The organism is Candidatus Pantoea floridensis (assembly GCF_900215435.1).
Classification (GTDB): domain Bacteria; phylum Pseudomonadota; class Gammaproteobacteria; order Enterobacterales; family Enterobacteriaceae; genus Pantoea; species Pantoea floridensis.
Genome location: NZ_OCMY01000001.1, coordinates 2,654,534 through 2,666,361, shown reverse-complemented (window position 1 = coordinate 2,666,361; position 11,828 = coordinate 2,654,534). Strand labels below are relative to the sequence as shown.

The window sequence follows — 11,828 nt, the reverse complement described above, 5'->3', positions numbered from 1 at the left end:
CCACGGGATAAATAGTTTTATTTTCATCCGGCCGGGCACAGATGACATGAAATGCCTGGAGGCCAGACTTAGACATATTTCACATTCCCAATGGATAAAACCCATCCAACAACAATCAGAATTACGCTATAAAATCATCGAGATAGACGCTCTGCCAGAAATAGCCCTGCATGCCTAAAATCGCTTTGTGCGACAGCAGGTCGACCTGGTGTTGGGTTTCAACACCCTCAACGATCACGCCGTTGCATAAGTCGTTGAGATGGCCAAGCAGAATGTCAAAGGTGCGACCGTCGCCAAATTGCCAAAAAAAACTTTTGTCAATCTTGACGATTTCAAATATTCCGCTATCGAGCATGTTCAGGTTGGAATAACCCGGACCAAAGTCATCGAGCCATAAAGGGGCGGGCGTCACTTTCGCAACACCTTTTAAAATGAGCAGATCGGCACTATTAAAACGTGCGGTGAAAAATGTTGATATTTCCAGACGCAGTTGCGTCAGTTGAGCCAGTTTTGCTTGTATTTCATCGTCTTTAAAAATGCTGGCTACGATATCGCGATCAACATTGACACTGACAATCTGATCAAACCCTTTCTGGTATAGCTGAATAAGTTTTTCGATCTGGTGGAGGAATAACTGCCATTTAACGTCAGCAGAAAGCTGACTGAAGAAACCTGCATCCCTTTTGGGGTTACGCTTATTATTGATCTCTGCGTCATCGATAAAACGCGTTAACAACTCTCGGGCAATCACCTGACCGGATAAATCGTACACCGGCTCCAATATGAAGAGATTCTTCGGTGGATTGCTCATTTCATGCTCCTTACTGCAACAGCCTGATAGCACTAAACTGTCAGGATTACTCATGTAATAAGTAAGGGAAACATTGATAAAACTTAATACCTTAACTGAAGGTTAACGTACAACTAACACTTTGAGAAATAGATTTCAGTAAACACTGCTGGCACCTTTAATCGTTTAAACCAATCAATAACGCAGGTAAATTTCTTTAAATTTCACATAATGATCAGATAATTCCTAGAAAAATTTAAGTTATCGCTCACCTTGACAGGCCAGAAAAACAGTACCTAATTGAATTTTAATAATAAAAATTAAAGCAATATCTATTGATTTTTATTTTTGACTTAAAATGCGTAAAATTACATTCAGAATCCATGATTCCAAAAGATACCAGAAAACAAAATTACCCAAAGTGACTATTCAACCCTTAATGTTTAAATTTTAATTATGCATGCAGCTTGTTTCATAACAGATTACCTGTTCAATGGCTGACAAATCAGCGGCTAATGAAAAGATATTGCTGCAAGGAATGAACAAGACGATTCGCTTTATTAGCAAAAAGAATGAGATAGCGAGAACGCTATTAATGCAGATTAGTGGGCAGGACGTTACAAAGTATTGAAGGGTGATAGCCTTCACAAATTAATAAAAAAGAAGCTGTGAAGTGAGGATATTGCCAGAAAAAAACCGAGCTTCTTACGAAGCTCGGCTAAGTCACGATGACTTACTCGTCTTCAAGATAGGTATAGCCGTACAATCCACTTTCAAATTCGGAAAGGAACTGTGCGCGTAACTCTTCATCAATATCGGTCTGCTGGGTTACCTGATCGCGGAACAGCGTCATCAGATCGTTAGGATTCAGCTGCACATACTCCAGCATATCCGCCACGGTATCGCCCTCATCGGAAAGCTGTACTTCTACGCTGCCATCCGGGAAGGCAAACACATCAACCGCTTCAGTATCACCGAACAAGTTGTGCATGTTACCGAGGATTTCCTGATACGCGCCCACCATAAAGAAGCCAAGCATCGGCGGATTATCGATGTCGTACTCCGGCATCGGCATGGTGGTCGCAATACCATCGCCATCGACGTAGTGATCGATGGTGCCATCGGAGTCACAGGTGATATCCAGTAACACCGCGCGACGCTTAGGCATTTTGTTCAGCCCTTCCAGCGGCAGCACCGGGAACAGCTGATCGATGCCCCATGCATCCGGCATCGACTGGAACAGCGAGAAGTTGACGTAAATTTTATCCGCCATCCGCTCCTGCAGCTCATCGATAATCGGGCGGTGCGCGCGGTTGCTCGGATCCAGATGCTGCTGAATATAGTGGCAGATGCTTAGATAAAGCTGCTCAGCCCAGGCGCGCTGGCCAAGATCGTAGGTGCCTGACGAGTAGCCGGTGTGAATATCGAACAGATCCATCTGGCTATCATGCAGCCATTCGCGTAGCGAGCGGCGGACATCAGGTTCGTGCATCTCCTGCCACGTATCCCACAGGCTCTGAATCGGACGCGGAGAATCCACATCCGGCGCCACCGGCGTACTGAATTCGTTGCGTTCCACACCAATAATATTGGATACCAGCACCGTATGGTGCGCCGTTACCGCACGGCCAGATTCGGTGATCACCGTTGGATGTTCCAGTCCGTTCTCTTCGCAGGCATCACCAATCGCCCAAATAACGTTGTTGGCGTATTCATTCAGACCGTAGTTGACCGAACAATCGGACTGCGAACGCGTACCTTCATAGTCCACGCCCAAACCGCCGCCCACATCAAAACATTTGATGTTAACGCCCAGCTTCGCCAGCTCAACATAGAAACGCGCCGACTCACGCACGCCGGTGGCGATGTCGCGAATATTCGACATCTGAGAACCGAGATGGAAGTGCAGCAGCTGCAGGCTGTCGAGACGGCCGGCCTTGCGCATGATGTCCACCAGCTGCAGCACTTGCGATGCCGCCAGACCAAATTTGGATTTCTCGCCGCCGCTCGACTGCCATTTTCCCGAGCCCTGCGAAGCCAAACGCGCACGGATACCGAGACGCGGTATCACGCTCAAGCGCTCGGCTTCTTCCAGCACCAGGCGCACTTCAGTCATCTTCTCGATCACCAGATAGACTTTATGCCCAAGCTTTTCACCAATCAGTGCCAGACGAATGTATTCGCGGTCTTTGTAGCCGTTACAGACGATCACCGAGCGGGTTTTACCCGCATGTGCCAGCACCGCCATCAGTTCGGCTTTCGAACCGGCTTCTAAGCCCAAAGGTTCACCAGAGTTGACCAGCGATTCAATCACGCGCTTATGCTGGTTAACCTTGATGGGGTAAACCAGGAAGTAGTCACCTTTATAGCCGTAGGATTCACGCGCCCGTTTAAAAGCGGCGTTAATCGAACGCAGGCGATGCTGGAGGATCTGCGGAAAGCAGAACAGCGCAGGCAGACGTTGTCCGTCGGCCTCGCGCTCTTTAACCAGTTTCGCCAGGTCAACGCGCACTTCCGGCCGATCCGGATCGGGGCACACGCTGATGTGCCCGAGCTCGTTGACGTCGTAATAGTTATTTCCCCACCAGGCAATGTTGTAGGTACGCAGCATTCTGCTTGCTTCCTGATCGTTCATTGCCACCTCCTGCATGGAGCGGAGTGAACCTTGTTCGCCAGCTGACGAACCCTTGATATTCTTCATGTCGTCAGACATCGCGGACCTCAATTTTCCGTTGAAATATGAATTTGTTACCGAGTTTTGTCATGGTGACGCCGGGTAAAAATTGCCTCATCCTGCTTGCTGCCTCTGTAAGGTTGCAACGTGCAATGCTGACTGTAAGTGTAAAACACCGCGCCGGAGTCGGGGCAAAATAGCCTGAGACGTCCACGGTCAGTAGACAGCGAAATGCAGTAATAGATGCAGAGAAATGTTAACCGGCGCTCGTGTCGGGCTGATTATCGCAACGGGCAAAACATCGACAGGAGAAAAGAACAGATTGGGAATGTGAAAGGAGTGCCTGCGCGCTGAAGCCGCGCTGTGAACCAAAGAGAGTGAAAGAGTGGTTCATTGAGTTTAATCACCTCCATCGCCTGCTAACAGCATGCGAAAAACGGCTTGGGTGAAAGTCAGAGTAAACGGCATCTGACGGCGCGACGCACAGCGGCGTCATCCTTTTTGCGCTGCAACAGCAGCGGCGTTTTATACCGCCAGATGCGCGAAAATGCAAAATCTTTGTCAGCTAACTGCGTGGGGTGTCAGGAAATTATTCCACTTGTAATGTTGCGGAAAATGCGGGATCAGAAAAAGCACTGGAAAAGTGCTCACTGAGTAACCTAGAATAGCCGTCCAGATGGTTTTCCATCTAAACTGATTAACATCCAGGCGGTGTGAGCCAACGCTCCCGCTTCCTACTGCTTGCGGCTTTGCCTGAAGGGGCGTCGAGTCGGCCTGGCCCAGCTTGCGCTACGCAGTCGTATTCAAACCATTTGTAAGGTAAAGAACAGAATGGCTAAACACCTTTTTACATCTGAGTCCGTATCAGAAGGACATCCTGATAAAATCGCTGACCAAATTTCCGATGCCGTGCTCGATGCGATCCTGGAACAGGATCCGAAAGCACGCGTGGCCTGCGAAACTTACGTTAAGACCGGTATGGTGCTGGTTGGCGGTGAAATCACCACCAGCGCTTGGGTTGATATCGAAGAGATCACCCGTAATACCGTACGTGAAATCGGTTATGTCCATTCCGATATGGGCTTTGATGCCAACTCTTGCGCGGTACTGAGCGCAATTGGTAAGCAATCTCCAGACATTAACCAGGGCGTTGACCGCACCGATCCGCTGGAGCAAGGCGCGGGCGACCAGGGCCTGATGTTCGGTTACGCCAGCAACGAAACGGATGTGCTGATGCCAGCGCCGGTCACTTATGCGCACCGTTTGGTGCAGCGTCAGGCGGAAGTGCGTAAAAGCGGTTCACTGCCGTGGCTGCGTCCAGATGCGAAAAGCCAGATTACCTTCCAGTACGATGACGGCAAAATTGTTGGTATCGATGCGGTTGTGCTGTCTACTCAGCACGCTGAAGAGGTGACCACCGCCGATCTGCGTGAAGCGGTGATGGAAGAGATCATCAAGCCGGTTCTGCCGACGGAGTGGATCAACGCCAGCACCAAATATCACATCAACCCAACCGGTCGTTTTGTGATCGGTGGCCCAATGGGCGACTGCGGCCTGACCGGGCGTAAAATCATCGTGGATACCTACGGCGGCATGGCACGTCACGGTGGCGGCGCATTCTCAGGTAAAGATCCGTCAAAAGTTGACCGCTCTGCCGCTTATGCAGCGCGCTATGTGGCGAAGAACATCGTCGCGGCTGGCCTGGCTGACCGTTGCGAAATCCAGGTTTCCTATGCCATCGGCGTGGCTGAGCCAACCTCCATCATGGTTGAAACCTTCGGTACCGAAAAAGTGCCAACTGAACAGCTGACGTTACTGGTGCGCGAGTTCTTCGACCTGCGTCCATACGGTCTGATTCAGATGATGGATCTGCTGAAGCCGATCTACAAAGAGACGGCAGCATACGGCCACTTTGGTCGTGAGCACTTCCCATGGGAGCAGACGGATAAAGCTGCGCAGCTGCGTGAAGCGGCGGGTTTGAAGTAAGCTAAGACGTAACCTTTTTTATCGAGCCCGCCATTGGCGGGCTTTTTTATGCCATGAGCGCATGAAGGTGTAACCGGTCGCCATGAATGGCGACCCTACGCGCATCAAATGAGGGATTCCCCTATTACCGTAGGGTCGCCATTTATGGCGACCACCCTATCACTTCCCACCTCACCCTCCGATTTAAGGCACATTGTTCCTTTTCAACTAGCGTCTACACTTCTTTCACCCCGCTTACAACTTAGTGTTAACGATTACATTTTGAAATCCTTTAACAATCGGCAATTTAGAGATTTTTCAGCGTAGTTATTGCTGTGAAAATGCGTTATTTTCAGCGTCGTCTGATAGCCGATAATTAGTGCGATGTCAGAAACTTAAAGGGTGCTATACCTTACTGGTTACGTAACTATTTCGGGCGGAAAATGCTGGATTGCAGGGTTCCGGCGTGTGTAACCGATTACACTGGTGTGATCGCTCTCACTTTTTTCCGCTGACAGGTTTCATAACATTGATAACAACAACGATGGATAAACTTTGGAGGCATCATGCCTAATAATAATCACAAGGGCAGAACGTCGAATAAGGTCATGACCTTGTTCGTCTGCTTTTTAGCGGCGCTGGCCGGCTTGCTGTTTGGTCTGGATATCGGCGTTATCGCCGGTGCTCTGCCTTTCATCGCGAAAGACTTTAACGTTACTGCGCACCAGCAAGAGTGGATTGTCAGCTCAATGATGTTTGGTGCTGCAGTGGGTGCGGTTGGTAGCGGCTGGATGTCATCGCGTCTGGGTCGTAAAAAGAGCCTGATGGCGGGTGCCATTCTGTTCGTTATTGGTTCGCTGTGGTCGGCGGGTGCAACCAGCCCAGAAATGCTGATCGCCGCACGTGTGGTGCTCGGTCTGGCGGTGGGTGTCGCGTCCTATACCGCTCCGCTGTATCTCTCTGAGATCGCTCCGGAGAAAATTCGCGGCAGTATGATTTCTCTCTACCAGCTGATGATCACCATCGGTATTCTGGCCGCGTATCTCTCCGATACCGCGTTCAGTGACGCTGGCGCATGGCGCTGGATGCTCGGCATTATCACCATTCCTGCCGTGTTGCTGCTGATTGGCGTGTTCTTCCTGCCGAACAGCCCACGCTGGCTGGCCGCCAAAGGGGATTTCCGCAGTGCTGAACGCGTGTTATCGCGTCTGCGTGATACCAGCGAACAAGCAAAACGCGAACTGGATGAAATCCGTGAAAGCCTGAAGATTAAACAGTCAGGCTGGCAGCTGTTCCAGAGCAACAGCAATTTCCGCCGCGCGGTGTTCCTCGGCGTGCTGTTGCAGGTCATGCAGCAGTTCACCGGTATGAACGTCATCATGTATTACGCGCCGAAAATTTTCGAAATCGCCGGCTTTGCCAACACCACACAACAAATGTGGGGCACGGTGATTGTCGGTCTGGTGAACGTGCTGGCCACCTTTATCGCGATTGGTCTGGTGGATCGCTGGGGCCGTAAGCCTACGCTGCTGCTGGGCTTCCTGGTCATGGCCGTCGGTATGGGCGTGCTGGGTACCATGCTGCACATTGGCATTCACTCGCCGGAAGCGCAGTACTTCGCTATTGCGATGCTGCTGATGTTCATCGTTGGTTTTGCGATGTCTGCCGGTCCGCTGATTTGGGTACTGTGTTCAGAAATCCAGCCGCTGAAAGGTCGCGACTTTGGTATTACGGTGTCTACCGCGACCAACTGGATTGCTAACATGATTGTCGGTGCCACCTTCCTGACCATGTTGAATACGCTGGGCAATGCACCAACCTTCTGGGTGTACGCCGGTCTGAACGTATTCTTCATTCTGCTGACGCTGACGCTGATTCCAGAGACCAAAAACGTCTCGCTGGAACACATCGAACGCAATCTGATGTCAGGCAAGAAACTGCGCGATATCGGGCAGAAATAATCCCGCTAAGCGAATGCAAGGGCTGCCAACGGGCAGCCCTTTTTTGTTTGGACTGCGCATCGCGCCACATAACCGTGCGGTCGCCATATAAATGGCGCCCCTACGTTTATGGTGCGGAATTTTCGTAGGGTCGTCATTTATGACGACCGCTTCACATTTAACCAAACACCAGGTCGCCATTGATGGCGACCCTACAAGTTGATTCAACTGCTGCAACCTTTTATGCTGCCCCACATGAAAACACCGCGCCTTCCCATCGCCATACAACAAGCCGTCATGCGCTCGCTGCGCCATTTTTTACAGCTGGCGAATGAAAAACTTGAGCGTCGCTTTGATGAGCCAAACCTGGTTTATCAGCAGCGCGGCACGGCGGCGGGCACCGCATGGCTGGAAAAGTGGGAAATCCGCATTAATCCTGTGCTGCTGCTGGAGAACCAACAGGCGTTTGTTGATGAAGTGGTGCCGCACGAACTGGCGCATCTGCTGGTGTGGAAAACCTTTGGCCGCGTGCCCCCGCACGGCAAAGAGTGGAAATGGATGATGGAGAGCGTACTCGGTGTCCCGGCACGTCGTACCCACCAGTTTGAAATCGATTCGGTGCGCAGCAATACGTTCCCCTATCGCTGCCGCTGTCAGCAGCACCAGCTGACTGTGCGTCGTCACAACCGCGTGCTGCGCGGCGAAAGCGAATATCGTTGCGTACACTGCAAATCCCTGCTGCAACCCGGTGAGTTTTTAGCAACATAGCTCAGCAACCTAGTCCTGAAATCTCATATCCCGTTCGTCATCATTCTGTTACCCTGCCGCCCTTTTTCAGGACCAGGTTAATTTTTGGAATATGTCTCGCAAAACATTGCTGTTTCTTACCCTATTAGTTGCTCCGCTTAGTGCTTATAGCCTCAGTTTCACTAATTATCATCAAAACAACTTTCAGCAGGCCAAAGCCTATGCCGCACAAATCAATGCTGATGCACCCGCGGACTTCTACTGCGGCTGCAAAATCAGCTGGCACGGCAAAAAAGGCGTACCGGATCTGAGCAGTTGCGGCTACAGCGTGCGTAAGAACGCCAATCGCGCCGAGCGCATTGAGTGGGAGCATGTTATGCCGGCGTGGGAATTCGGCCATCAGCGCCAGTGCTGGCAGAACGGCGGACGTAAAAGCTGCAGTAAAGATGCCGATTACCGCCGTATCGAGAGCGATTTGCATAATCTGCAACCGGCGATTGGCGAAGTGAATGGCGATCGCAATAACTTCCAGTACAGCCAGTGGAACGGGGGCGAGCAACAGTATGGCCAGTGCAGCATGAAAATCGATTTCAAGCAGAAGCTGGCGCAACCGCCAGAGCGGGCACGCGGAGCGATTGCCCGTACTTACTTCTATATGCGCGATCAATATCATCTGCGCCTGTCACGTCAGCAAACCCAGCTTTTCACCGCCTGGGATAAGCAATATCCGGTGACGCAGTGGGAGTGTGAGCGCGATAATCGCATCGCTAAAATACAGGGAAATCATAATTCCTACGTTCAGCAGGCTTGCCAGCGCTGAAAGCGCTACCCTACACTAGCTTTTTTCGATTGCGCCGTGTCCGCTGACACGGCATAACGCTGGCAGGAACCGCATGCGTATACCTCGCATTTATCATCCCGAACCTCTCGAAGTTAACAGCGAAGTCCTCCTTGATGAAGACGCCGCTAACCATGTCGGACGCGTGCTACGCATGACGGCCGGTCAGCAGATCGAACTGTTTGATGGCAGTAATCTGACTTTTCACGCTGAAATCACCCAGGCTGATAAAAAGCGTGTAAAAGTAAGGGTCCTTGCCAGTCAGGCGGATAACCGCGAATCCCCGCTGCATCTGCACCTCGGCCAGGTGATGTCGCGCGGTGAAAAAATGGAATTCACCATCCAGAAATCGATCGAACTTGGCGTGAATGTGATTACGCCGTTGTTTTCTGAACGCTGCGGCGTAAAGCTGGATGCCGAGCGACTGGCAAAAAAGATTCAGCAATGGCAGAAAATTGCGATTGCCGCCTGTGAACAGTGCGGCCGCAATCGCGTGCCAGAAATTCGCGAACCGATGACGCTGCTTGCCTGGTGTGCGGAAGCCGATGAAGGCCTGAAGTTGAATTTGCATCCGCGCGCGAACCACAGCATTAATACGCTGCCGCAGCCGGTTGAGCGCCTTCGTCTGCTGATTGGCCCGGAAGGCGGCTTATCTGCCGATGAAATTGCCATGACGGCGCAGCAGGGTTTCACCGATATTTTGCTCGGACCACGCGTGTTACGTACCGAAACCACCGCGCTCACCGCCATCACGGCACTTCAGGTGAGGTTTGGCGACCTCGGTTAAGCGATACTTTTGGTTGAATACCCCTTTGAGGAGAGAATAATGATCAAGCTTGGCATCGTTATGGACCCTATTTCGTCCATCAACATTAAAAAAGACACCAGCTTCGCCATGTTGCTGGAAGCACAGCGCCGTGGTTACGAAATTCATTACATGGAGATGAGCGATCTCTCCCTGCGCGGTGGTGTGACTTACGCGCGCACCCGTTTGCTCAGCGTTGAGCAGAACTACGAGAGTTGGTACACCTTTGGTAACGAGCAGCTTATTCCGCTGGCCGATCTCAACGTCGTGCTGATGCGTAAAGATCCGCCGTTTGACACCGAATTTATCTACGCAACCTACCTGCTGGAACGCGCGGAAGAGCAAGGCACGCTGATCGTCAACAAACCGCAAAGCCTGCGCGACTGCAACGAAAAGCTGTATACCGCCTGGTTCGCCGACCTGACGCCAGATACCTTAGTGACGCGCAACAAAGAGCAGCTGCGCGCCTTCTGGCAGGAGCACGGTGATGTGATCCTGAAACCACTGGACGGCATGGGTGGCGCGTCCATCTTCCGCGTGAAGCAGGATGACCCGAACTTTGGCGTGATCACCGAAACCCTGACCAATCACGGCCAGAACTTCTGCATGGCGCAGAACTATCTGCCGGCGATTAAAGAGGGTGACAAACGCGTGCTGGTGGTGGATGGCGAACCGGTGCCTTACTGCCTGGCGCGTATTCCACAAGGTGGCGAAACACGCGGTAATCTGGCCGCCGGTGGACGAGGTGAAGCGCGTCCGCTCAGCGATAGCGATTGGGAAATCGCGCGTCGCGTCGGTCCAACGCTCAAAGCCAAAGGGCTGATTTTTGTCGGCCTGGATATCATCGGTGATAAACTGACTGAAGTTAACGTAACCAGCCCAACCTGCGTACGTGAAATCGAGGCCGCGTTCCCGATATCAATCACTGGCATGCTGATGGATGCCATTGAGAAACGCCTGGGCTGATGCCGTCGGAGTGCGAGCTCCGTGAACACCCAAAACCGGCGCTGTCGCGGCTGCGTCGGTTATTTTTGGTATACGAGTGATAATGAATTTACAGCATCATTTTTTAATTGCGATGCCGTCGCTGCAGGACCCGCTATTCAAACGCTCCGTGGTGTATATCTGCGAGCACAATGAAGATGGCGCCATGGGTTTGATCGTAAACAAACCAATGGAAAACCTGACGGTCGAAGGCATTCTTAAAAAGCTTAAAATTAGCGCATCCGAACGTGACCCTGCCATCAAACTGGATAAGCCGGTCTTTGCCGGTGGTCCGCTGGCGGAGGATCGTGGTTTTATCCTGCACTCCGCGCAGCGCATCTACTCCTCAAGCATTCGTATTTCCGATACCACCGTCATTACCACCTCGCGTGATGTGCTGGAAGCGATCGGGACCACTTCGCAGCCAGATAACGTACTGGTCGCGCTGGGATATTGTGCCTGGGAGAAAGGTCAGCTTGAAGATGAGCTACTGGAGAACGCCTGGCTCACCTCACCGGCTAACACCAACATTCTGTTCCAGACGCCCATTGCGGAGCGCTGGCGCGAAGCCGCGCGCGGTTTAGGCGTGGATATACACAATATCGCCACCGATGCAGGGCACGCCTGATGGCCAGTGAAACCTTACTGGGCTTCGATTTCGGCACCAAAAGTATCGGCGTTGCCATTGGTCAGCAGCTTACGGGCACTGCGCGGGCGCTGACGGCCCTGAAAGCGCAAGACGGCACGCCAGACTGGAACCTGATCGAAAAGCTGCTGAAAGAGTGGCAACCCAATTATGTAGTGGTTGGATTGCCGCTGAATATGGATGGCACCGAACAAGAACTCACCGCGCGCGCGCGTAAGTTTGCCAATCGCCTGCACGGTCGCTTTGGCGTACGCGTCGAGCTGCAGGACGAACGCCTGAGCACCGTTGAGGCGCGTGCCGACCTGTTTGAACGCGGTGGTTTTCGTGCGCTGCAAAAAGGCCAGGTCGATTCCCAATCGGCGGTGATTATTCTCGAAGATTGGTTCGATACGCATTAAAACGCATTCAAAAACCAGGTGCGCATAAATGCGCCCCCTAC

General features: G+C 51.9%; 10 protein-coding genes. 8 read left to right on the top strand and 2 right to left on the bottom strand.

Annotated elements, in window-relative coordinates; genetic code table 11:
* Positions 1 to 121: 121 nt before the first annotated feature.
* Together CRO19_RS12585 and speA are read right to left on the bottom strand one after the other, a co-directional pair.
* Positions 122 to 811, bottom strand: coding sequence for an EAL domain-containing protein (locus CRO19_RS12585; RefSeq protein WP_097096106.1), 690 nt, complete (start codon positions 809 to 811; stop codon positions 122 to 124).
* 712 nt (positions 812 to 1,523) lie between these two features.
* Positions 1,524 to 3,503, bottom strand: a complete 1,980-nt coding sequence (gene speA / locus CRO19_RS12580) for a biosynthetic arginine decarboxylase (RefSeq protein WP_097096105.1) — start codon at positions 3,501 to 3,503, stop codon at positions 1,524 to 1,526.
* Positions 3,504 to 4,295: 792 nt separating this feature from the next.
* Between speA and metK the strand changes: the two genes are divergently transcribed.
* The 8 genes from metK to ruvX all read left to right on the top strand — a co-directional run bounded on the left by metK (position 4,296) and on the right by ruvX (position 11,787).
* A complete protein-coding gene (gene metK / locus CRO19_RS12575; RefSeq protein WP_097096104.1) occupies positions 4,296 to 5,450 on the top strand; it encodes a methionine adenosyltransferase in 1,155 nt (384 codons plus the stop codon).
* 545 nt (positions 5,451 to 5,995) lie between these two features.
* The gene (locus CRO19_RS12570; protein WP_097096103.1) at positions 5,996 to 7,390 is read left to right on the top strand and encodes a sugar porter family MFS transporter; all 1,395 of its coding nucleotides are present in this window, start codon (positions 5,996 to 5,998) and stop codon (positions 7,388 to 7,390) included.
* Between the two features lie 234 nt (positions 7,391 to 7,624).
* On the top strand, positions 7,625 to 8,137 hold the full coding sequence (locus CRO19_RS12565; RefSeq protein ID WP_141400239.1) for a SprT family zinc-dependent metalloprotease: 513 nt from the start codon (positions 7,625 to 7,627) through the stop codon (positions 8,135 to 8,137).
* A gap of 91 nt (positions 8,138 to 8,228) precedes the next feature.
* The gene (gene endA / locus CRO19_RS12560; RefSeq protein WP_097096102.1) at positions 8,229 to 8,936 is read left to right on the top strand and encodes a deoxyribonuclease I; all 708 of its coding nucleotides are present in this window, start codon (positions 8,229 to 8,231) and stop codon (positions 8,934 to 8,936) included.
* A gap of 73 nt (positions 8,937 to 9,009) precedes the next feature.
* Positions 9,010 to 9,741, top strand: a complete 732-nt coding sequence (gene rsmE, locus CRO19_RS12555; protein WP_097096101.1) for a 16S rRNA (uracil(1498)-N(3))-methyltransferase — start codon at positions 9,010 to 9,012, stop codon at positions 9,739 to 9,741.
* A 39-nt stretch (positions 9,742 to 9,780) separates the two neighbouring features.
* Positions 9,781 to 10,725, top strand: a complete 945-nt coding sequence (gene gshB / locus CRO19_RS12550; RefSeq protein ID WP_097096100.1) for a glutathione synthase — start codon at positions 9,781 to 9,783, stop codon at positions 10,723 to 10,725.
* A gap of 82 nt (positions 10,726 to 10,807) precedes the next feature.
* Positions 10,808 to 11,371 (top strand): YqgE/AlgH family protein, encoded by a 564-nt coding sequence (locus tag CRO19_RS12545; protein WP_097096099.1) that lies wholly within the window; start codon positions 10,808 to 10,810, stop codon positions 11,369 to 11,371.
* The gene (ruvX, locus tag CRO19_RS12540) at positions 11,371 to 11,787 is read left to right on the top strand and encodes a Holliday junction resolvase RuvX (protein WP_097096098.1); all 417 of its coding nucleotides are present in this window, start codon (positions 11,371 to 11,373) and stop codon (positions 11,785 to 11,787) included. The genes CRO19_RS12545 and ruvX overlap by 1 nt, the downstream gene beginning before the upstream one ends.
* The last annotated feature ends 41 nt before the right edge of the window (positions 11,788 to 11,828 follow it).

Bases quoted from the DNA above. Each gene is read 5' to 3' on its own strand.
- CRO19_RS12585 (WP_097096106.1), bottom strand. From the start codon at position 811: ATGAGCAATCCACCGAAGAATCTCTTCATATTGGAGCCGGTGTACGAT.
- speA (WP_097096105.1), bottom strand. From the start codon at position 3,503: ATGTCTGACGACATGAAGAATATCAAGGGTTCGTCAGCTGGCGAACAA.
- metK (WP_097096104.1), top strand. From the start codon at position 4,296: ATGGCTAAACACCTTTTTACATCTGAGTCCGTATCAGAAGGACATCCT.
- CRO19_RS12570 (WP_097096103.1), top strand. From the start codon at position 5,996: ATGCCTAATAATAATCACAAGGGCAGAACGTCGAATAAGGTCATGACC.
- CRO19_RS12565 (WP_141400239.1), top strand. From the start codon at position 7,625: ATGAAAACACCGCGCCTTCCCATCGCCATACAACAAGCCGTCATGCGC.
- endA (WP_097096102.1), top strand. From the start codon at position 8,229: ATGTCTCGCAAAACATTGCTGTTTCTTACCCTATTAGTTGCTCCGCTT.
- rsmE (WP_097096101.1), top strand. From the start codon at position 9,010: ATGCGTATACCTCGCATTTATCATCCCGAACCTCTCGAAGTTAACAGC.
- gshB (WP_097096100.1), top strand. From the start codon at position 9,781: ATGATCAAGCTTGGCATCGTTATGGACCCTATTTCGTCCATCAACATT.
- CRO19_RS12545 (WP_097096099.1), top strand. From the start codon at position 10,808: ATGAATTTACAGCATCATTTTTTAATTGCGATGCCGTCGCTGCAGGAC.
- ruvX (WP_097096098.1), top strand. From the start codon at position 11,371: ATGGCCAGTGAAACCTTACTGGGCTTCGATTTCGGCACCAAAAGTATC.